At 40.9% G+C, this 21698-nt stretch carries 19 protein-coding genes; 9 read left to right on the top strand and 10 right to left on the bottom strand.

All coding sequences use genetic code 11. The features are described 5' to 3' along the window. The 4 genes from LXF01_RS03055 to LXF01_RS03040 all read left to right on the top strand — a co-directional run bounded on the left by LXF01_RS03055 (nt 1) and on the right by LXF01_RS03040 (nt 3020). Nucleotides 1-1446, top strand: a complete 1446-nt coding sequence (locus LXF01_RS03055; RefSeq protein WP_180103181.1) for a protein adenylyltransferase SelO — start codon at nt 1-3, stop codon at nt 1444-1446. Between the two features lie 112 nt (nt 1447-1558). Beyond that, nucleotides 1559-2164 carry a L,D-transpeptidase family protein gene (locus tag LXF01_RS03050; protein ID WP_180103180.1) on the top strand — a complete coding sequence of 202 codons (606 nt, stop codon included), beginning with the start codon at nt 1559-1561 and terminating at the stop codon, nt 2162-2164. Nucleotides 2165-2200: 36 nt separating this feature from the next. After that, the gene (locus LXF01_RS03045; protein WP_218948640.1) at nt 2201-2572 is read left to right on the top strand and encodes an MmcQ/YjbR family DNA-binding protein; all 372 of its coding nucleotides are present in this window, start codon (nt 2201-2203) and stop codon (nt 2570-2572) included. Nucleotides 2573-2708: 136 nt separating this feature from the next. After that, nucleotides 2709-3020 (top strand): 3-hydroxybutyryl-CoA dehydrogenase, encoded by a 312-nt coding sequence (locus LXF01_RS03040; protein WP_180035831.1) that lies wholly within the window; start codon nt 2709-2711, stop codon nt 3018-3020. Nucleotides 3021-3267: 247 nt separating this feature from the next. Here the strand turns inward: LXF01_RS03040 and LXF01_RS03035 are convergent, their stop codons facing one another. The 6 genes from LXF01_RS03035 to baeS all read right to left on the bottom strand — a co-directional run bounded on the left by LXF01_RS03035 (nt 3268) and on the right by baeS (nt 12092). Continuing rightward, nucleotides 3268-4623 carry an amino acid permease gene (locus LXF01_RS03035; protein ID WP_233945002.1) on the bottom strand — a complete coding sequence of 452 codons (1356 nt, stop codon included), beginning with the start codon at nt 4621-4623 and terminating at the stop codon, nt 3268-3270. A 352-nt stretch (nt 4624-4975) separates the two neighbouring features. Next, entirely contained in the window at nt 4976-6673 is a 1698-nt protein-coding gene (locus tag LXF01_RS03030; protein ID WP_180102825.1) for a carboxypeptidase regulatory-like domain-containing protein, read from the bottom strand. Nucleotides 6674-7111: 438 nt separating this feature from the next. Further along, nucleotides 7112-8203, bottom strand: coding sequence for a hypothetical protein (locus tag LXF01_RS03025; protein WP_233945001.1), 1092 nt, complete (start codon nt 8201-8203; stop codon nt 7112-7114). A 26-nt stretch (nt 8204-8229) separates the two neighbouring features. Beyond that, on the bottom strand, nt 8230-9636 hold the full coding sequence (locus tag LXF01_RS03020; protein WP_218948622.1) for a hypothetical protein: 1407 nt from the start codon (nt 9634-9636) through the stop codon (nt 8230-8232). An 86-nt stretch (nt 9637-9722) separates the two neighbouring features. Next, nucleotides 9723-10409 (bottom strand): response regulator, encoded by a 687-nt coding sequence (locus LXF01_RS03015; protein WP_078191240.1) that lies wholly within the window; start codon nt 10407-10409, stop codon nt 9723-9725. 12 nt (nt 10410-10421) lie between these two features. Beyond that, nucleotides 10422-12092 carry a sensor histidine kinase efflux regulator BaeS gene (gene baeS / locus LXF01_RS03010; RefSeq protein ID WP_233945000.1) on the bottom strand — a complete coding sequence of 557 codons (1671 nt, stop codon included), beginning with the start codon at nt 12090-12092 and terminating at the stop codon, nt 10422-10424. A 134-nt stretch (nt 12093-12226) separates the two neighbouring features. Here baeS and LXF01_RS03005 point away from each other — a divergent pair, with 134 nt between their 5' ends. The 3 genes from LXF01_RS03005 to LXF01_RS02995 all read left to right on the top strand — a co-directional run bounded on the left by LXF01_RS03005 (nt 12227) and on the right by LXF01_RS02995 (nt 16950). Then, entirely contained in the window at nt 12227-12856 is a 630-nt protein-coding gene (locus tag LXF01_RS03005; protein WP_180102827.1) for a hypothetical protein, read from the top strand. Between the two features lie 316 nt (nt 12857-13172). Beyond that, nucleotides 13173-14975, top strand: a complete 1803-nt coding sequence (locus tag LXF01_RS03000) for an acyl-CoA dehydrogenase C-terminal domain-containing protein (protein ID WP_078194152.1) — start codon at nt 13173-13175, stop codon at nt 14973-14975. 193 nt (nt 14976-15168) lie between these two features. Then, on the top strand, nt 15169-16950 hold the full coding sequence (locus LXF01_RS02995; protein ID WP_180078760.1) for an acyl-CoA dehydrogenase C-terminal domain-containing protein: 1782 nt from the start codon (nt 15169-15171) through the stop codon (nt 16948-16950). A 112-nt stretch (nt 16951-17062) separates the two neighbouring features. On the opposite strand, the gene LXF01_RS02990 is transcribed toward LXF01_RS02995, so the two are convergent. Both LXF01_RS02990 and LXF01_RS02985 read right to left on the bottom strand, forming a co-directional pair. Continuing rightward, entirely contained in the window at nt 17063-17608 is a 546-nt protein-coding gene (locus LXF01_RS02990) for a GNAT family N-acetyltransferase (RefSeq protein ID WP_180102828.1), read from the bottom strand. A 14-nt stretch (nt 17609-17622) separates the two neighbouring features. Next, nucleotides 17623-18255: an FMN-binding negative transcriptional regulator gene (locus tag LXF01_RS02985; protein WP_180173470.1), complete on the bottom strand. Its 633-nt coding sequence runs from the start codon at nt 18253-18255 to the stop codon at nt 17623-17625. Between the two features lie 168 nt (nt 18256-18423). Here LXF01_RS02985 and LXF01_RS02980 point away from each other — a divergent pair, with 168 nt between their 5' ends. Then, nucleotides 18424-18921 carry a phosphate-starvation-inducible protein PsiE gene (locus LXF01_RS02980; protein ID WP_180059425.1) on the top strand — a complete coding sequence of 166 codons (498 nt, stop codon included), beginning with the start codon at nt 18424-18426 and terminating at the stop codon, nt 18919-18921. A 47-nt stretch (nt 18922-18968) separates the two neighbouring features. Here LXF01_RS02980 and LXF01_RS02975 read toward each other — a convergent pair whose 3' ends face one another. Beyond that, complete coding sequence (locus LXF01_RS02975; protein WP_078191247.1) at nt 18969-19433, bottom strand: RcnB family protein; 465 nt, start codon at nt 19431-19433, stop codon at nt 18969-18971. A gap of 183 nt (nt 19434-19616) precedes the next feature. On the opposite strand from LXF01_RS02975, the gene LXF01_RS02970 reads away from it, so the two are divergent. Continuing rightward, nucleotides 19617-20075, top strand: a complete 459-nt coding sequence (locus tag LXF01_RS02970) for a hypothetical protein (protein WP_180102829.1) — start codon at nt 19617-19619, stop codon at nt 20073-20075. Nucleotides 20076-20164: 89 nt separating this feature from the next. On the opposite strand, the gene LXF01_RS02965 is transcribed toward LXF01_RS02970, so the two are convergent. Then, nucleotides 20165-21631 carry a phospholipase D family protein gene (locus LXF01_RS02965; protein ID WP_180102830.1) on the bottom strand — a complete coding sequence of 489 codons (1467 nt, stop codon included), beginning with the start codon at nt 21629-21631 and terminating at the stop codon, nt 20165-20167. Between the last annotated feature and the right edge of the window lie 67 nt (nt 21632-21698).

Raw genomic sequence — 21698 nt, 5'->3', positions numbered from 1 at the left:
ATGCTGTTCAATGCCCGCTATAACACCCTGCCACCTCGCCTGTACCATCATCAGCAGCCTGTACCTTTAAAAGGCGCAAAAGCTGGGCATTTTAATGCGGCTCTTGCAGATGAGCTGCAATGGTCGGCAGAAGATCAAGCTGCGTGGGTAGACATCTGCAGCGGTCAAAAAACCTTTGCTGAATTTGAACCTTTGGCCATGGTCTATGCAGGTCACCAGTTTGGACAATGGGCAGGCCAATTAGGCGATGGACGCGGCTTATTGATTGCGCAAATCATCGATAAACATGGGCAAACCATTGACCTCCATCTCAAAGGTGCCGGCTCGACCCCTTACTCACGCATGGGCGATGGTCGTGCAGTGCTGCGCTCGACCATTCGTGAATATTTGGCAGGACATGCGCTGAACAGCTTAGGCGTTGCATCAAGCAATGCGGTGGGTTTTACCAGTTCTGAGCAAGGCGTACAGCGTGAAAAACTCGAACTCGGTGCAATGATGCTGCGTACATCTGACTGTCATATCCGTTTGGGGCACTTTGAATGGATCAATCAGTATCAGGGTGATTTACTGCCTGAATTCACGCAGAAATGTATTGAGTGGCACTACCCTGAATGCTTGGATGCCGAACAACCTATTTTAGCTTTTGCGACCCAAGTCATTCAGCGTACCGCAGTGATGATTGCCAAATGGCAGCTGATTGGCTTTGCACATGGCGTGATGAATACTGACAATCTGAATATTACTGGTTCAACGCTCGATTTTGGACCTTATGGATTTATGGAGCGCTTCCGCCCAAACTGGATCAACAACCATTCGGATTACCAAGGCCGCTATACCTATCAGCAGCAGCCGAGCATTGGGCATTGGAATTTATGGCAATGGCTGAATAATCTCGTTCCGCTCTGCCCTGCAGATTATGACAAAGAACAGTGGAAAGAAGATTTAGCTAAGTGCTTAGAGCATTTTGAACTGACCTTCTTAGAACATTATAAATTGGGCTTAGCTCAGAAAATGGGTTTGCCAAGTTTCCATAAAGACAGCTTTGACTGCGCCATGGCCTTTTTGCGTATTCTGCAAAGTGAACAGCTGGACTACACGCAAAGCTTTATTCGTCTGCAAAATCATGAATATGAAGCCATTAAAGATGACTGCTTAGACCGCCGCGCCTTTGAAGGTTTCTTGGCACAATATGAAAGTATCCGTGAGCATCAGGACACCGATGCTTTAGATGCGGAAATGGCACAGGCCAATCCGCAATATATCTTGCGTAACCATATGGCGCAAAAGGCCATTGAGCTTGCTGAACGTAATGATTTTTCAGAAGTTGAGCGTTTGTTTACATTATTGAGCCAACCATTTACTAAACAACTTGACCTAGAAAAAACTGAAGATTTAGGACCTTTACCAAGTGATGTGCCTGAAGTGATGGTCAGCTGCTCGTCTTAAAAAATTATCCACAAATCCACATTTCACTCGAATCAAAATTGTGGATAATTTAAACATTATCCACAATTCAGAAATCGATGGACTGCGAAAGCAGTTTATCCACTAAATTACAATGACAAGAAAAAATATCACGATCTTTAGTTTCGCTATCCTAATCTGCCTTGTTGCAAGCTATTCGGGCTATCAAAAATTTGAAAAATATCTACCTACACCTGCCAATGCACTGGCCTTTCCACCTAAATTAAGTGATTTGCAAATTCAAAAAATTCGCACAGAAACGCCGATCGACAATATTCAGGTACATAAAGCTGAGCGTTATTTAGAGTTAAAACATCAGGATCAGGTCATTCGGCGTTACCCGATGCGTCTGGGTTTTCAACCGCTTGGACATAAAGTTCAAGAAGGTGATGGCAAGACGCCAGAAGGAACTTATCATATAGATTGGCGCAATCCACAAAGTTCATTTTATAAGTCGCTGCATATCTCTTACCCCAATGCGGCCGATAAACAGAAGGCTAAAAATCTAGGGGTTTCTGCAGGTGGTGACATTATGATTCATGGTTCGGCGACCAGTTTACAAATGAAAGCTGCACCACAACTGATGACGTATTTCCCACAAAAAGATTGGACTTGGGGCTGTATTGCAGTGCGTAATATTGATATGGATGAAATTTGGCAATTGGTAAATAAAGATACCGTTATTCATATTCATCCTTAGGCTTTAACATTCAAGCTTATTTTTAGTTTATTTCTTATGATTGCATTACACGCTGCAGCTGCTAAGACGGCCTTCGCCCTGCCAGAAACCACGTGCAGCCAGCCTTTTGGTGAAGGCTGTGATGTGTTTAAAGTGATGGATAAGGTTTTTATGCTGAGTTTTCATTTAAAAGGCAAAGCAGCTATCAATTTAAAAGTGCTGCCAGACAATGGCGCAATGCTTAAAGATATTTATCCCTTTATTCGTGCGGGCTGGCATATGAATAAGAAGCATTGGATTTCTGTTTTTACAGATGAAGAATTGGAAGAAGAACTGCTGCAGGATTTGGTGCTAAATTCTTATGAATTAGTTGTATCCAAGTTAAATAAAGGACAGCGGCAAAGGATTGAGTTGCTGAGGAGTGTTTAGATAACACTTCCCTTTCGATCTGGTTGATTTTGCAAATTTAGTATAATCGCAATTATGTTAAGTGAAGTAAAATTCTATGGATTTTAATATCCATAGAAATCTTTTAGTATTCATATTTAAAATGAAATTTCCCATTATGAAAAAACCAATAATTTTTTCGATATTATTACTAACTTGTTCCTTTTCAAATGCGGATGACAATGAACAATGTGATGGAATTGCATATGCAGCAGACACATTGATGACTTTTCATCAAATGGGTTCAGATGTAGAAAAAGCTAAAAGTATTTATAGCAACCTCTTCAAAGAGGAAGGTGAAATTTTCAATCAGATAGTAGATGAAGTGAAGAAATCACCTGTCTATACCAAAGAGGAAGAAGCAGAAAAAGCTATAGAAGACTTTAAAAATAAATGGAAAAACTATTGTGTAGAAAACAATATAAAGTGATTCGCAATTGAATTGATTATCTGCATAGTGATTCTAAAGATTTCCTAAAATTAACATAATACACGTTATACGAAATAATTTGTTTTATCCAATATAAATCATAATCTTATATAAATTCGCCCTAGAATTGAGTGCACTAGAGCAGTTTTTATATGAATATTCACTCAATTTGCGTATTTTGTCAGAATTTTTCAAAATCATTTTTTAGTGACAGTGAACAAAGGCTCTTCCCTAAGCCTTCATGGTATTAAATCTTCTTCAATTGCATCACTTTAAACAGTACAAACAGCAATAAAATCCATACGGGCTGCATCAGCACCGACAGCATAAAGCCCTGATTCCACATGATGTATAAAATCATCAGCATGAACACCAAAACAAAATAGTTGGTGAACGGTGCAAATAAAGCAGGAAACTTGGTCAGTATGCCCTGTTGCTGCATCGCTTTTCTAAACTTCAAATGAATCAAGCTGATCAGCATCCAATTCAGCACCGCAGCGCTCACCACGATATAAATCAAATAACTCAATGCTTTTTCAGGTAAGAAATAATTCAGCAGCACACAGCCAAAAATCAGCAAAGCAGAAAATAAAACTGCAGCAATCGGTGTCCCGTGCTTATTCACCTGTTTAAAGGCTTTTGGCGCATTGCCCTGTTCTGCCAAACCAAGCAGCATGCGGCTATTGGCATACATGCCGCTATTACAGACCGAAACGGAGGCCGTCAAAATAATAAAATTCAGCAAATGCGCCGCCCAATCAATCCCCATCTGATTAAAAATCATCACAAAAGGACTATGATCCAAACCGCCAAGTTTCAACTGATTCCACGGCACCAGCGACAGCAGTACCGCCAAGGAACAGATATAAAATAAGAACACGCGGATTACGGTCTGATTCACCGCTTTCGGGATATTTTGATCAGGATTTTCAGTTTCAGCCGCCGCCATGCTGATTAATTCAATGCCGCCAAAAGCAAACATCATAAAGGCTAGCATATAGAATAAGCCTTCAAAACCGTGCGGGAAGAAGCCGCCATGTACCCATAAATTACTAATCGAAGCGGTAGAGTCTGCGCCCGCTGTAAGTAGCAGGTATATACCAAAAATAATCATGGCAACAATCGCCACAACCTTAATCATCGACAGCCAAAATTCAGATTCTGCATACAGTTTGACATTAGCTAAATTGGCTAGCGTAATCACAGCAAAAAACACCAAAACTGAAATCCAAGCAGGCACATGCGGCCACCAGTAATTGACATATTTGCCTATCGCGGTCAGCTCGGTCATCACTACTAAAATATACAGAATCCAGTAGTTCCAGCCCGTTAAAAAGCCCGCAAACTTGCCCCAATACTTAAAAGCAAAATGACTGAATGAACCTGTGACTGGCTCTTGCACGATCATCTCGCCCAGCTGGCGCATAATCAGAAAAGCAATCAAACCACCAATCAAATAGCCCAGAATTATCGATGGTCCAGCCGACTCAATAATATGCGCAGAGCCTAAAAATAGCCCTGTCCCGATTGCGCCACCCATTGCAATCAGCTGAATATGACGGCTCTTTAATCGGCGCTGCAGTTGAGGCATTTCGCTGCTCACAACACGTTCTCATCTTATAAAAAAGTGGATTGTAGCCTGTGCAGCTCTTTGCAGCCAAATATTCACAGATCATTTCTGTATGAATCATTATGGAATACAGCGCGTGAGCTGCATTTCTCCATAGCACTTGGTCAAATTGATAGGATGGACAATACGGGCCATAAGATTCCACTCGAACAGCCGGAAGCTTTAGCCGCCAGTATACTAAAGTGGCTGAATATATTGTCCCTTTAAATATAAACAGCCCTCAATAGAGAGCTGCTTTTTAGCATTCACTTCACTTGATGGATGATTGATAGTGAATGCAGAACGTCTAAACCTATTTATTCATGCTGCGGTGTCATGTAAATCTTTATTTTCGCTGTGGCACTTCAGCCCACCGTGCATAACTCTTCGTGCTTTTCAGCACAGTGCCCGCTTGTTTTGCAGCTGCGCCACTATAGTCCTGAGAGAAACTATCCGAATTTTCATCAAAACTCGCACCATCAAATAATGGGAAAGTTCCGGCTTTTTTCTGAATCACCAGATCATCAATCATCCAACCGCGGAAACCGTTATAAAGTTGATCGACTGTTCTGAATTGGAATTTCAGCTGAACATTGGCCTTGCCTGCATATTCATCTAATGAAATTGCTTCTTGCTGAACAGCAGCCGGTGCGAGGTTAAAGCCTAAATTACTGTATGGAATCGGCGCGCGCTCATATGCCGAGGATGGATCTGCCAGCGGGTTTAATCGAGCCAAGGTCTTAAAGCTGTTGCCACCGTCGGTAGAAACTAAAATATTCATCAAATCGAACCCTTGATTATTTGGATTGACCGACTCAATTTCCCACCATGTTTTAAAGCTTAAACTCAAAGGCGCTTGATACTGGCTTAGATTAATGGCAGGTGAGATTAACTCACCCATATTATGGGTATTAGATGTTCCGCCATCAAACTCTGGAGCCAAAGATGAATCACTTAAAGCGCCAATAAAGTTGCCATTTACTTTGTCGCCATACCAATATGCCGTATTGCCTTGCAGTGGCTCAGGCACCTTGCCTTGACTTTGGTCATTCGGCGCTAAGCGCACACGCTGATTTACTTGATTATTACGAATGTTGTGACCTTTGTTTAGCAACTGCCAATCGACATTAGCCACACTTGGCTGCGACTTTGTCCATGCATTGCGGGTTGCTGAGTCCACTTCAAAAGTTTCACGCCATACCACATCTGCAGATGCTGTTTCAGGCAGCACTTCAAATTGATAGCCCGATGCAGAAGAAGCAATGACCGTAACTTTTTTCGTAATAGTGTTAATTCCTGCACCGTTAATGGTGAGCGTGGCATTTTTCAATGCTTCAAGCAGCGCACTGGATACATTAAATGAAAGCGTGAAATATCCATTGGCATCAGTCAAAGCACTAACAAATGCGCCATTGGTCGCTGTACCGCCAGACAATGACACTTGCGCATTCGCCAAAGGTTTCCCTTTAAAAATCACTTGACCAGAGAATGTTCCGACCACTGCATCATTGACTGGTGCATCACTTAGTGTCTGACAGTCTTGGTCTAAGCAGTTGAGAACCACATTCAACACAATGCTCTTATTGGTATTTTTAGGATGGATCAAGAATGCCGAAACTGCAGACTGTCCATTTTTAGTAACCAAAACATAATATGTGCCTGCAGCCAATTTAGGCAGTTTAACGATGCCTTGAGCATTCGCAAGGTAACTTTGACCTTTAAAATGAGTCGCTGTCGGTAAACTATTGATCGGTGGAAAGAACTGCTCAGAATCATCCGCTGTAATTGTATTCGTTGCTATTTTCAGACTGCCTGATTGTACTTTTTGCCATTCTTCATCACTTAAAATCTGAATCGACGCAGCATTTAAAGCAAGATTATTCACATCTAATAAAGTCAGCTCTTCTACACTCTTTTGTACCATAGCATCGGCAACTGGCTCTGGCGGTACACTCCCTGTCTCGTCACGATCACTACCACCACATGCCGTTAAACCCAAGACACCCGTGACCATTATTATTTTTACAAAAGCGCTATTTTTCATCTGTTCTGCCCTCTGGCTTTTCCATTTTTAAAAATTGTTATCTCAACATTGAACTCTACCAGCCCAAACATACTGGTGAATATTCCAGCAAAATAATAACCAATTTTCATTAAATGCGCAAATTTCGCATTTTTATGTGATTTTTATCATTCATCCAATTGCCATTGTTTTGCTGTTAAGGGATGCCCATTCCTTCAAAAATGGAATACTAATAAATATCTAATACTGATAAAAACTTTAAAAAATAAAAAATTTACGATATAAATAAAAAAAGTTATAGATAAATTCAAACTTATCCATAACCGAACAATTTAAATTCCATTATGACAATGCAAAGCTTTTTTTAATACATATCAATACGGTTAAATAAAACAACTGCTTAAAACTTTACACATTCTAAAGAAGCTAATCTGTTTACAGTCGCTGGTCCAACAGCACTTACCATAGATATTGCGCATATATTTGCGCGCCCATACGTTTTGCTTGGTTGGTATTGAATGAATCTGCTATGTATTTAAAACCAAAGTTTTCATGTTTGACGGAAAGGCCAAACGAATTGGTTTGGGGTTCAAAATGGATTCCCCACATTAGCCCTGTATTCCAATATGCATTGAGCTGCCAAAGACTTATATACTCATTTGAGATTGAACTGAGTCCTAAACTCCAAGCCTGCTCTGAGTCATAATTTAAATCCGAATAAATTTTAAATGGCAGCTTTTGCGCATAGGTCTTATCTTTATCAAACTCTCCCTGAATATCAAACCGTGGACGCTTATCTTGATCATAGCTGATGTTATATCGTGTGTATGGAGCATCTTGCCAATATAAATATGCCAATGCATCCTGAATATTAATTTTTAAATTCCAATTTTTTGCAATAGCACCTCTTAAAGTCGCATCTAGGGCATAGCCATACCCGCTATGCGCCTGCTCATTCCAGCCCATTTTATCTTCTTTCAAAGCAGGATGATCATAACTGTAATCTATGCTCCCATTCAGCCATTTGACGCGGTCCATAAGCTCTTGCTGATCTGTCGTTACCCCTAGCGCATTAATATGACCATCAATATAATGACGCCCAATTAACGCGGTTATACCCGTTTCTAAATTCCAATTCGAACTAATGGGCCATGTATAGGCAGCCCGAGACCCAACAGTATCAATATGCTGTGCTTCAAGCCTCAAGTCATACGTTGAGTTTGCATCGATAGGCAGTTCATTCTGTATTTGATAATAAAGCTTTGCTGTATCCTCACTGAAATTGAGCGCATAGTCATATCGCCAGATCCAGCTAAAATCCCAATTACCCTGCTTTACGCCCAATTGCATTAAACCATGAGCAAATGCATTTTTTCCTGATTTAAACTTAGAATCATCCCAATCATCTGTAAATGCATGAATCGCTAACGGTTCACTATAAACATCTGCTTGCACTTGATAATAGATAGCCTCTTGTGCATAGCTATAAAACGGGAGCGATAATCCCAATAATACTAATTTTTTTTTCAACATAGAAAAAAGGGGGAACATCGTTACCCCCTCTCCTTAATTCATTATTATGGTGCAATCATTAGCACAGTGTTATCGGTAAATTTCGCAGAATAAATGCTATTCGATACTCTATTGATCGTACCGTAGCTAACAGTACCGACTTTAATATCAGCAGAACTGAATTGATCTAAATCTGGAATTTCTACAAATGCACCATTCGCATGAGATACTCTTGACCAGATAATTGGAGATTGCGCGATCAGATTGTCAGTTTTTACATCTATATTTAATGTATTTTGATCAACTGTAACTTTAAGATTTGCTATCCCTTTTTGGTAATCATTCCTTTTAGCGTTAAGCAGTAAACTGAATGGCTTCACAGCAGCCCCCCCACCTTTTACGTTACCAGAGAGATTAACTGTCAAATCTGCATTAATAAATGCAGCCGCAGATTCGCCTTGGGTAATATCAAAGGTTTTAGTCAGATCATTTTTTAGCTTAATATTTGCATCTAAGCCTAAGTTTTCTGCTCCGCTTAAAGCTTCACCTTTCAAAATAATTTCATATGGAATAATTTGATTAAATGTTTCAGTACCATTTTTGAATTTAACTCGAGCAGCTTTGCTTGAAAGTTCAGTTAAATTCAGCTTCGCGTTCTGAGTTGTTAACAAAACATTTAAAAATTTAAATTGTGCCGTAACCGGAGCATTTTCACTTTCTGAGTCTTCCAGCTTGATATCTGTATCATAAACAACTTGAGCGGTACTGTTGCTATTAAACCCTAAGCTTGATTCTAATCCATCCGCATTTTTAGCTGTGATTTTACCGCCTGAAACTATTTTAAAATCATGCTGTTTTGCAGATGCTGTGAATGGCGCATCCAACTTTAAATTGCTTACAGTAATCAAAACCGCATCGCTAAAAACATCTTTTCCAGTAAAAGTACTGCTATCCCATATATAGTCCATCCAATATTTAGCCGATACACTTCCATTAACAGAAACTGAAGTCGGTGTTACGCTGATTTTAAGACCATTTTTGCTCAAAATATAATCTGGATAATATATCCCCCCATAGGTCGCATCATCCTCTAAAAGTGCCTCTAATTCTGCAGCGGTATAGTCTTTTGTGGAACCTTGAGCATCTTTCTGCGCCAATGAAGCTAAAGTAATGATGAGATCAGAAGCATTACTAATATCATTTCCTGCATTACTTACAGCATCAAATGCAGGCTCATACTGAGACTGCAAACCTTTAAAACTGTCAAAATAGGCAATAATATTGTTCGTAGTTTTGATTAATACTTTAGCTTTCTCTAAATCTGTTGCTGGATTTGATGGGTTAGCTGTTTCCCCATTTGAACCGCCATTATCTGAAGTCCCACCGCTACTAGAAGACCCGCCGCCACCACCGCCACATGCAGTTAAAATTACAGAACAGCTTATTGCTAATAAGGTTTTTTTTAAAATCATTATGTTTTTCCCTCTTAAAAATACAAATAAAAAAGCCTTTAAAAATTAAAGGCTTTTAAAAAAAGATTCAAGAACAAAAAGTAACATTAATCCTCTGGATATTCAAAACGATAACCAACGCCATACACGGCTTGAATCCATTCATGACGGTTGCCGGTTTCCGCTGCATCTGAAATCTTACGACGTAAATTTTTAATATGACTATCAATCACACGGTCAGCCACTTCAAAACTGTCTGGGTTAATATGATCAAGCAATTGCGCACGTGAATACACCTGCCCTACATGCTCTAAAAACAACTCTAGTAAACGAAACTCTGTTGGCGTTAAGCTCAACGCTTTTTGTTGATACCAAATGCGTTGCTGTGCTTTGTCCATACGGAATAAATCATTCACCTCTGGCTCTGCTTTACGTTCTAAACGACGTAATACTGCTTGCACACGTGCCACCAATTCTTTCGGACTAAACGGTTTGCAGACATAATCGTCAGCACCCATATTAAGCCCCAATACACGGTCAATTTCTTCAGTGCGTGCAGTCACCATAATAATTGGCAGATCAGACTGCTCACGGACTTTACGGCAAATGGTTAAGCCATCCATACGGGGCACCATCAGGTCCAAAATCATTAGACTCGGCTTACGCTGCGTGAAGCTGTCATAGGCTTCTTGCCCATCATGAAACATGCTGACTTCAAAGCCTGCAGCCTCTAGATAATCACGCACCAGCTGTGCAAGTTCCACTTCATCTTCAACCAACATGATATGTTTCATGCATGCTTCCTTTTAATATTTCATCTGTTTGGGAAATGTCAATTTGCAACGCAAACCGCCCAATGGAGAATGATCAAAACTCAATTCTCCGCCCAATGCTCTAGCTATTTTTACGGATAACGCCAATCCTAATCCTGTACCACCAGTTGCACGCGTACGTGAATCATCCACACGATAGAAACGCTCACCTATACGTGCCAACTGTTCATCAGTTAAACCAAATGGGCTGTCATCAACATACACGGTCCACTGGGTTTCATCTTGCTCAGTATGAACATGCACTTCACCACCAGCTTGCGTATAACGAATACTGTTACCCAATAAGTTGACCATAATCTGTTTAAAACGGTCTATATCTAATTGTAATGAAGTCCCTTCGCCCGTTGCGGTAATTTTCAAATCCGCTTGCTCAAACTTCGGCTTAAAGCTTTCAACTTCCTGCACAACGACATCCCACGGATTAATCGTAGTGAGATAACAATTTAATTGCTGTGCATCAGCTTGCGCCAAATCTGCCAAATCTTTGGTCAATTTTTTCAGACTACTGACTTGATTCAACATCGAAGTAAAATGCTCTGGCGTTGGCTTACGAATACCGTCCTGCATCGCCTCAATTTGAGCCTGTAACACGGCCAATGGCGTTTTCAATTCATGTGAAGTATCAGCCACCCATTGACGACGTGACGTTTCATGCTGATCGAGAATTACAGCCAACTGATTCAATTCATTCGATAAATCACCAAGCTCATCATTACGGTTCACTGCAACTTGATGTTGATAATTGCCCTTGGTTAATTCACGTGTTCCCATTAACAAACGCTGAATCGGTTTTTTAAAGTATGTTGCCAATAACAATGCTGCAATCAAACTTGCAATAAACGTAATCACATAAACCAATAATAAATAACGTTTTTGCTTACTAAAGAAGTTAATACTGATCGCATCATCTTGATCGAGTACAGGTTTGAGCCCCAAATATCCCACGATTTGATTATTCACCATAATCGGACGATAAGAGATTTGTTCATCTGTCGGCTCACCCACAACAAATTGGCGATGTGCATCATATAAAGATAAACGCGAACTCAAGCCCAAGCGGTCAGGCATTTGGATAAATTGTTTCTTACCACCATTATTACTGTTACTTTGTGAGGATTGATCTGCATCTTTTTCATCCGTGTTCGACTCTTTTGGACGGAATACATTTTGGTTCGTACTTAAAGGAAATTTTAAACCTTCAAAGGGTTGGAACTCAGATGGTAAGTTTTGTTCCAACCATTTCAGCTCTTCAATTTTTTGCTCTGCCGTATGCTGTGGTGTTGCCAGCATCGATGCTGCATTTAAACTATGATCTTGGAAATAGCGCTGCTGCAATGCAATGTCATATTGACGACGTAGCCACCACCGAGAGAGACGATCATAGTCATCTGGCGCTGCCTGCCCTTCAATTTGCAGAATCTGTGCCTGAATCGCATTGCCCCAATCATGATAGACCGTATACACATCGGCTAAATTTTCAATGACATGGTCAAGCTTTTGCATCTCGACATCGGCCACATATTTGGTGAAATTACGCTGCATATTCCAATGCAAAACGCCAAGACTTACCGTTGTGATGACGAGCGTCGTCAACAGCACAGTCAGAAACAAGCGTAGGGCAATCGGGATACGACGTATTTTCAAACGAGAACTCTCATTTTTCTTCTATATTCATTATTGTAGCGAACACGCAACTAAAAAACTCTCCATTGTTTCTACATCTTTATTATTTAATCTTTAACCATCGGAAAAAGATCTAATCTGGTGGGGTAAAGACTATGAAACAAATGACCAAAATTGCTTTAATCGGTGCAAGCGTACTGAGCATGGGTGCATTAACTGCCTGTCAATCGACAACCGCACCAAAAGATAACGATCATGGCCGTATGATGAAACAACATCATGATGATCACGACCGTCGTATGTCACCTGAGCAACGTGAACATTTTAAACAAATGCGTGCCGAGCAACGTCAAGTGTTTGCTGATATGCAAAAAGCCTGCGATGGTAAGGCTACAGGTTCAACAGTTCAAGTAAAAGCTGGCGATAAAAATATTGATGGTACATGTACCATGGTGTTCAAAGCAGACCGTCAAGACATGAAAAAAGCACGTGGTGAACACAAACCAATGCGCGGTGAACATCATCCAATGCGTGGCGACATGCGTGGTCAGATGCAACGCGGTGAGCGACTGACTGATGCAAAACGTGCAGAACTGACTAAACAGTTTGATCAACGTTTAGCTGAACGCCAAGCGAAACAACAAGCCATTATGAAAGCATGCCAAGGCAAGACTGATGGCAGTGCGGTTGCCATTAAAGTTGGCGAACAGCAAATCAATGGTAAATGTGAAGTTCGCTTCCAACCTAAAGCCCCTGTTGCCCCAACGCCAGCGCCAGTGAAATAATCCAAACTTAGATCGCAATATCATTGCTTAAAAAAGGCACTCCCATGAGTGCCTTTTTTATTGGACATATCTTTTTACGCTTTTTGACTATTTGTGTCATTCATTTTCATCTAAAAGCGTTTACACTCAATGCACTTAGCTTTTTCAAGGGATATTTCTTTGACTTTACAGTCACCAACAAATCACCCTGAAATGCTTGTACCCAATAAGAAGATGTTGCACGATTAGAACCATTCCAATACGTGTCATTGAAGACACGTTCAAATGTTATTTAGGATTACTAACGCTGGTAGAAACCAGTATTGAGGAAAACGATATGCCACAATACAAAGCGCCCTTACGTGATATGCAATTTGTTCTGCATGAACTTTTAAAAGCAGAAGATCACTATGCACAACTGCCTGCATTTTCAGACACCGTAAGCCGTGAGTTGGTTGACCAATATCTAGAAGCTGCTGCTGACTTCTGTGAAAATGAACTTTCTCCTCTTAACCAAGTCGGCGACCGTGAAGGTTGTACTTGGAATGATGGCGTTGTAACAACACCAACTGGTTTTAAAGAAGCGTATCAAAAATATATCGAACTCGGTTTCCCGTCTTTGTCTGCTGAAGAACAGTATGGCGGTCAAGGTCTACCAGTTTCACTAGGTAACATCATTTCAGAAATGGTGGGTACTTCGAACTGGGCATGGGGTATGTACCCTGGTCTATCTCATGGTGCTGTCCGTACATTAGAACATCACGGTTCTCAAGAGCAAAAAGACACTTACCTGCCTAAACTTGTTTCAGGTGAATGGACTGGTACGATGTGCTTAACAGAATCTCATGCAGGTTCTGACTTAGGTATTATCCGCTCTAAAGCTGAACCACAAGCAGACGGTAGCTATGCAATTTCTGGCGAGAAAATCTTTATCTCTGCTGGTGAACACGACATGGCTGAAAATATCATCCATATCGTCCTTGCTCGTCTTCCAGGTGCACCAAAAGGCACGAAAGGTATTTCATTATTCATCGTACCTAAATTCAATGTAAATGCTGATGGCTCAATTGGTGAGCGCAATGCGGTACGTTGTGGTTCGATTGAACACAAAATGGGTATCCATGGTAACGCGACTTGTGTCATCAACTTTGATAACGCAAAAGGCTTCTTGATTGGCCCTGAAAACCGCGGTCTAAACTGCATGTTCACATTCATGAACACTGCACGTATCGGTACTGCTGTACAAGGTCTTTCAGCTTCTGAAGGCGCTTTCCAAGGTGCACTTGCTTACGCAAAAGACCGTTTGGCAATGCGTTCACTTTCAGGCCCTAAAGCACCTGAAAAAGAAGCAGATCCAATTATCGTTCACCCTGCAGTACGCAACATGCTGCTTACGCAAAAATCATTTGCTGAAGCTGGTCGTGCTCTGGTTTACTTATTGTCTTTCCATGCCGATATCGTGGAACAAGGTGCAACTGAAGAAGAACGTAAGTTCTCTGACAATATCTTGTCATTATTAACTCCAATTGCTAAAGCATTCTTGACTGAAACAGGTTCTGAATCTGCAAAACACGGTGTTCAAGTATTTGGTGGCCACGGCTTCATTTCTGAACATGGTATGGAACAAATTGTACGTGATACACGTATTTCATGCTTGTACGAAGGTACGACTGAAATTCAAGCAATTGACTTGTTAGGCCGTAAAGTATTGGGTACTCAAGGTGCAATGTTGAAAGACTTCACCAAGATCATCCATAAATTTGTTGAAGCTAACAAAGACAACGCTGCCATGAAAGAATTTGTTGAGCCGCTTGCTGCGCTAAACAAAGAATGGGGCGACTTAACCATGCAGATTGGTATGAAAGCAATGCAAAACCCTGAAGAAGTAGGTGCTGCTGCAGTCGATTACCTCTACTTCTCTGGTTATGTAACGCTTGCTTATTTATGGGCTCGCATGGCACTAGTTGCACAAGAAACTTTAGCTGCAGGAACAACAGATGTTGATTTCTACAATGCAAAAGTAACGACTGCTCGCTTCTACTTCAAGAAAATCTTACCACGCGTTCGCTCTCATGTAGAAGTGATTGCAGGTGGCCTAGATCCTCTTATGGCATTGGATGCAGAACACTTTGCATTCTAATGTGAATATCTAAAACATATTCAAAAAATTGTACTCGTGAGTGCAGAAATAGAGAAAGGACGGTCATAGCATTGGCAGTCCTTTTTCTTTATAAATAGTCCCATAATTTTACTTTGGTCAATTTTCTCCACGCTTTGTGTCGATACAAATTGCCCCAAGTCCATAGATTCAAACAATAAACAGGTGAACGAACATGCCAATTTATAATGCGCCGCTTGCAGATATGAAATTCATCTTAAATGATGTTTTTAAAGCAGAACAATTCTGGCAAAACAACGAAAATCTTGCTCACGTTGATGCTGCTACTGCAGAAGCCATTCTTGAAGAAATGGCAAAATTTGCGCAAAACGTCACTCATCCATTAAACCGCACAGGTGATGAAGAAGGCGCAACCTATAGCAATGGCAATGTCACGACTCCTGCTGGTTTCAAAGAAGCATTTAAACAATATGCAGAAGGCGGCTGGATTGGTCTAGGCGCAGATGAAGAATGGGGCGGTCAAGGCATGCCAAAAATGCTGACTGTTCTGGCTGATGAAATGCTGTTTGCAACCAACCCATCATTCATGCTCTACCCGCTTCTTTCTGTTGGTGCAGGCATGGCGTTAAACAGCTATGCATCACAAGAGCAAAAAGAAACTTATTTGCCAAAAATGTATACAGGCGAATGGTCAGGCACCATGTGCTTAACTGAACCGCATGCAGGTACAGATTTAGGTATTATCAAAACTAAAGCCGAACGTAATGAAGACGGTACTTATAACATTACAGGTACGAAAATCTTCATCACTGGCGGTGACCACGACCTTTCTGAAAATATCATCCACTTAGTTTTAGCGAAAACGCCTGATGCGCCTGCGGGCTCACGCGGAATTTCACTATTCATCGTACCTAAATTCTTGGTGAATGCAGATGGTTCATTGGGTGAGCGTAATGCTGTAGGCCCTGGTTCTATTGAACATAAAATGGGGATCAAAGCGTCTGCAACATGTGTGATGAACTTTGATGGCGCGAAAGGCTACCTGGTTGGTAAAGAAAATGAAGGCCTTGCAGCGATGTTCGTCATGATGAACTACGAACGTCTGTCTATGGGTATTCAAGGCCTAGGTGCTTCTGAATTTGCTTATCAAAATGCAGCGCAATATGCGACTGATCGTTTACAAGGCCGTAGCGCTTCTGGCGTGCAATCGCCGGCAAAACCTGCAGACAGCATCTTAGTTCATGGTGATGTACGTCGTATGTTGCTGAACGCACGTGCCAACAATGAAGCGTCTCGTGCATTTGCGGTTTATGTGGGTCAACAACTGGACATTACCAAGTTCTCTACTGACCCAGAAGCAGTCAAAGCAGCCAATAACCGTGTTGCGCTGTTAACACCTATTGCGAAAGCGTATTTGACAGATACAGCTTTCCAAGCAACGCTAGATGCCCAAATGGTCTTCGGTGGTCACGGCTTTATTCGTGAATGGGGTATGGAACAATGTATTCGTGACCTGCGTATCGCACAGATTTACGAAGGGACCAACGGCGTTCAATCTCAAGACTTAATTGGTCGTAAAACCATTAAGTGCAATGGTGAATTCATTGCTGAATATATCCAAGAAATTCGTGATTTTGCCAACAACTTAGATGCCAGCTTGAACTACATCAAAGATGCAACATTAGATGCTGCAGCTGAAGTTGAAGCGGTGACTCAATATGTACTTGAAGCTGCTCGTGAAAACATTGAGTTCCCGAACTCAGCAGCAGTTGATTACCTACATGCTGTAGGCCTACTCAGCTTTGCCTATATGTTTGCCCGCATTGCAGATGCAGCAAAAGACAAAGATGGCGAGTTCTACCAAAACAAACTTGCACTGACTCTTTACTTCACGCAGCGTATTTTACCTGAATTGGCATTACGCATTGCTAAAGTAAAAGCAGGTTCTGAAGTGATCATGAACTTCTCTGAAGATTACTTTACCAACCAAGCTTAATTAAATACACAAAATCAAAAATGCCCGATTTATCGGGCATTTTTTTACTTATTACTCTTCATACATAACCAATGAATAGGATTCTTTAAGCAAAAATAATAAACGTACCAACTTATTCATAATCTTCCAATTCCATTCGATATGTAAAACAAGGATGGAACTGATCGTCTAGCATTGGAAATTTCCCCCAATGCGTTTTATCTTTATCTAATTTAAATCCGGCCTTATTTAAGACATTTTGTGATGCTAGATGTTCCTCAGCACAAAACGATGAAACAACCTTCGTGACCTGATTCTGCTTTAAATACTTAATTACCCCAATTAAGGCCTCAGTCATATAACCACAACCATGAAAATTCACCCCTAACCCAAAATGTATTTCCCCATGGTTTTCTTGATTGAAGAAATACAGTAAGCCCATCGCTAACTGCGTATTCTTATCACTAATCACCCATGCAAAATCAGGATGGTGTATCGACCAATAATGATCTGCCCACTTTTCTAAAACACTCTTAGTCTGTTGAATCGTTAAATGTGGCAACCGCTGCAGATAACGAGTTGCTTCTATATTCGAAAAATATGTATCAAATAATGAAATTTCATCTCCTAACTGATACTTTCTCAGGCATAAACGTTCAGTTTCAATCCTATTGGGCATGATTATTTAGCCTGTTATTTCATGGGATAAAATTTTTTGATCGACTCCGCCATTTCAGCATTCGACCTTTCCAAAGCTTTTGCCACATTCATCGCATCTATAGCGCTGCGATTTTGACTCACTTTAAATTTCCCGATCATCGACTGAATATCGATTTCAATTGCTACAATTTTTTCCAGTTGTTCCGCAATAAAATCATTCGGTGCATCACCCATTTTCCATGGCATGGGTTGGCTAGCTTCATGTTGCCGAGTCAACCGAGCCAGAAGCCCTCGTAAATATTTTTCATCTGCAACTTTACGTATCTTGCCTTTGACATGTACCACGCGGTAATTCCATGTCGGTACAACGCGATGATGCTCCTGTTTTCCTTCATACCAGCTTGGCGAAATATATGCATCATCGGCATGAAAAATCACATAGGCTTGTGCTGACTGATTTAGCAATTCAAACATTGGATTAGCCTTGGCAATATGACCGCGCAATATGCCCAATTCGCCTGACTCAGCGCCATATTCTAGTGGTAAATGATTCACTTCCAACTCACCATTGGGTGCAGTCAGTATTACTGTCGCCAAAGCATACTTACGCATAAGATCAATCAGATCAGGCAGTTCATCATGTTTAAAATGCGTTGGTTGATACATCGTCGCTTCATTTTTATAGGACAAAATTTAGGCTCAAACTTAACATTAAAACCTTTATTAAACCTAAAAAATATTTTTGTCATATGCGCTTAATGTGCATGAAATTTGCTAGGTATTTAATGACTTGTTCTTCATTGAATATTCATGCAATTTACACAGGAGGAATATATGACACACCGTGATCCTAAAGTAGAAAAAATCGAAGCCCTCCTCGACCGACTTGGCAATCTTGCTGTAGAAGGTTTTCATTATCTTGCGCTGTTTGTCATCGGCTGTATGATTTTATGGTCTGCGGGTCATACCATTTTTGAAATTATTACAGTTAAGCAATTCGCCACGATTGACGATATTTTATTATTGTTTATTTACCTCGAACTCGGTGCCATGGTCGGTATTTATTTTAAAACTAACCACATGCCGGTACGCTTCCTGATTTATATTGCTATTACTGCCCTGACCCGTTTACTGATTTCGGACATTCAACATGACCATAAAGCGGATATGGGCTTGGTCATTACTACAGGTTCGATCCTCATCCTTGCTGTGGCCATTTTGATTGTGCGCTATGCCTCTTGGACATATCCTTCGGTTATTCGAGATAAGCATTCCGAGAAGCCACTGCCTGAAGGAAAAACCCCACGTCCGCAAGATGATGAGTTAGCTTAGTCTTATTAAAGCCCCTCTTTTTTAAGGAGGGGTTTGGGTAGATTAAATTACCGATTCGGCACTAATACATAGCGACCATTTTCAAAGATCCAATACATGCCACTTGGGGGTGCTGGTAAACCAATCCGTTTCCAATCGCTGATAAAGGTATAGGTCGAACTGGAAATACTGGCACTCGCAGGATCGCCATTGACCCAACTATAGCTTTGTGAATTTTGAGTAATCGTGGTCGGTGCATTGTATTGAATGCTAATACCACTCTGAGGATACTGCGGATAAGGTCGATTTGGATATTGCGGATAAACCGGCGGACGACTTGGATACTGAGGATAATGTTGAGGATAATTCGGCGCATGCTGCGGATAGCCAGGCCGATTCATCGACGGTGGGCGGTGTTGTGGTTTTGATGTATCCACACCTTGGTAGTTTGCCCATTTGTTTTCCGCAAAAGTACTGGCCGAAGCACTGATCAGCATCACACCTGCAATCGCATAGAATAATGTGGTTTTCACTTAAGCTCTCCTCGACGGTTTATACGCTCAGTATAAATTCCATTGTAGGAGAAAAAATGAATAAAAATCCATCAAGTGCAAGAATTTGTTAATTTTCCGACCAAGCTGATCGCACCTTCAGGCTAGCCTGTTTTTCATTGGATTATGCTAAGATTGATTTTATTTCGTAGTGGATCAAATGCTGTGTCTGAATTAAGTTTTGACCGACTTCATCAATTTTTTTCTAAAGTTCCAAGTATTCAAGAACAACTGATTGACTCGTACGGAACCGATGGTAAAACTGCTTGGTGGTTTAAATTTCAAATTGATGTAGATCACCCTTTAGCATGGCAAACTGTTCAAGAATTGGGCCATGTATTGAACTATATTTCTAAAAATGAACGCTTACCGACTCAATTTTTACCGGTTTCTCCGCCACCATATATGAATGGCGAAGCAAAACAATTCTTGTCTTGGGTGATTCAATGTAACCACGCCGATTTTCCACCAGATGTCATCTGTGACTGGTTAGAAGCTCGTTTGCCACAACCAGTAGATGATGCCGATAAATGGAAAATCAAAACCGATATTAAAGAATTGGATCAAATGACAGATAAAGATTTAGATCAAATCGTTCCGCCGAATCCTGTACCGAAGAATTAATAATTGCTGAATATACCTCTCCCTAACCCTCTCCTGAAATGAGAGGGAATTCCTTCCCCCTTTGGGGGAAGGTTAGGATGAGGGAAAAATTAAAAAGTAGATAATCCGCTCCATTCCATAAAGCGATACAACACATATTTCAAGGTCGATTCATCCGCATATTTACTATAATCGACACTCATTTGTTTACCATCCAGATTTGACCAAGCGGTATTAAAGTACTGTGATGCATCTTTAAAAACTTGAGCATCTTTCACACCGATCACTCGTAAATCCGTTTCTAAATTATAGTTTTTCAAGTTACGCGCCGTGAAATTTGCCGAACCTAAAATCATATCGGCTTGATAAGCAGTTCGTTTTAAAATCATCTTGCTATGGCACTGCTCACCATGGGTATTACACCAACGTACATCAATACCCGCATCATGTAATTCGGATGCTACAGGTCGATTTGGAATGCCATTTTTAGTCCGCCCAAAAGCATCCTTATTCGGATCGAGTAATACACGAACTTTCACGCCACGTTCATGCGCAGCAATGAGTGCCTTGGTAATTTTACGTTCTGACAAGTAGAACATAGCAATATCAATTTCAGTTCCAGCTTTCTTCGCACTATCAATTAAGTCGAGTGTGGCATCATAAATAGCTTTTTCAGTCAGCACTTGAACCTGTGGCTGAGTTTTCGCGGCTTCAACATCCTTAATCACCACAAATGGAATATTGGCTTTGGACATCATGCCTACGGCTTGCTCGGTCTTTAACAGATCAATCGCGGTCATGCCTTTGACGGTTAAGGCCACATTGGAATGTCGTGAGCTACCATCATGTGGATTCATAGAGGTGACTAAACCTTTCCAGCCATCGATGGTATCTACCACCAAAGTTTTTCGGTGATTCGCTTTAAAGTTAAACAGATCCATATAGCTGCGAATCGTCACTTTTTCCGTACCTAATGGATTCGGTAACCAGCCTTGTTTAGGATTATTGCCAATATCTTGACAGCAGATATACCAAAAGCCTGACCATGCAGGATTGGATGCACGAAGCGGTACCAAATTGGTTTCGATTAACTCAATTCCACCTTGACGCAATTGACGATAATGTTCAGGTTGAATGCCGCCATATACCGAATTGACCGGGTCAGTAATCACAAAAATTTCCACTTGAGGAGATAGACGACGCTTCAAAATCAGTGCATCGGTCAGTTCCTGTGTTAATGGTTCATGTTTTAATTGAGAGTCGCCAACTTGAGGATTAAAGAGAAACATATCCAACACAATGGTCGACTGTGCTTCCTCAATCATTTTCAGCATTTCTTTAAAAATGCGATGTTCCTGTTGCTGCTTTCCTTGCGCATCGATATAGGTTTCATCCACTAAAAAGTTCACTTCGGCATGGCGAAGTTTTCCCGTGTAGTTCAGCCCTTCCGGCAGTGGTTTTAGCGTGTGATAGGTTGCCGATGCCAAATAACCTAAAACCAATAAACCAATGACCACACCCACATAGCGACGACGTGACCAATTGAGCTTGTGATGTATTCGTTGAATGATGCGCATAAGAAAAAACCTAGTCTAATGCGCTCAGACTAGGTTTTATTCATTGATTTTTCAAGAGGATTTCTGT

Source organism: Acinetobacter sp. SH20PTE14, assembly GCF_021391555.1.
Classification (GTDB): domain Bacteria; phylum Pseudomonadota; class Gammaproteobacteria; order Pseudomonadales; family Moraxellaceae; genus Acinetobacter; species Acinetobacter amyesii.
This window is presented reverse-complemented; position numbering and strand designations above follow the sequence as displayed.

Coding starts and splice junctions, on each gene's coding strand:
- LXF01_RS02995 (WP_180078760.1), top strand. CDS start 15,169: ATGCCAATTTATAATGCGCCGCTTGCAGATATGAAATTCATCTTAAAT.
- LXF01_RS03045 (WP_218948640.1), top strand. CDS start 2,201: ATGATTGCATTACACGCTGCAGCTGCTAAGACGGCCTTCGCCCTGCCA.
- LXF01_RS02965 (WP_180102830.1), bottom strand. CDS start 21,631: ATGCGCATCATTCAACGAATACATCACAAGCTCAATTGGTCACGTCGT.
- LXF01_RS03055 (WP_180103181.1), top strand. CDS start 1: ATGCTGTTCAATGCCCGCTATAACACCCTGCCACCTCGCCTGTACCAT.
- LXF01_RS03020 (WP_218948622.1), bottom strand. CDS start 9,636: ATGATTTTAAAAAAAACCTTATTAGCAATAAGCTGTTCTGTAATTTTA.
- LXF01_RS03050 (WP_180103180.1), top strand. CDS start 1,559: ATGACAAGAAAAAATATCACGATCTTTAGTTTCGCTATCCTAATCTGC.
- LXF01_RS02980 (WP_180059425.1), top strand. CDS start 18,424: ATGACACACCGTGATCCTAAAGTAGAAAAAATCGAAGCCCTCCTCGAC.
- LXF01_RS03025 (WP_233945001.1), bottom strand. CDS start 8,203: ATGTTCCCCCTTTTTTCTATGTTGAAAAAAAAATTAGTATTATTGGGA.
- LXF01_RS03015 (WP_078191240.1), bottom strand. CDS start 10,409: ATGAAACATATCATGTTGGTTGAAGATGAAGTGGAACTTGCACAGCTG.
- LXF01_RS02990 (WP_180102828.1), bottom strand. CDS start 17,608: ATGCCCAATAGGATTGAAACTGAACGTTTATGCCTGAGAAAGTATCAG.
- LXF01_RS03005 (WP_180102827.1), top strand. CDS start 12,227: ATGAAACAAATGACCAAAATTGCTTTAATCGGTGCAAGCGTACTGAGC.
- LXF01_RS02985 (WP_180173470.1), bottom strand. CDS start 18,255: ATGTATCAACCAACGCATTTTAAACATGATGAACTGCCTGATCTGATT.
- LXF01_RS03030 (WP_180102825.1), bottom strand. CDS start 6,673: ATGAAAAATAGCGCTTTTGTAAAAATAATAATGGTCACGGGTGTCTTG.
- LXF01_RS03040 (WP_180035831.1), top strand. CDS start 2,709: ATGAAAAAACCAATAATTTTTTCGATATTATTACTAACTTGTTCCTTT.
- LXF01_RS03000 (WP_078194152.1), top strand. CDS start 13,173: ATGCCACAATACAAAGCGCCCTTACGTGATATGCAATTTGTTCTGCAT.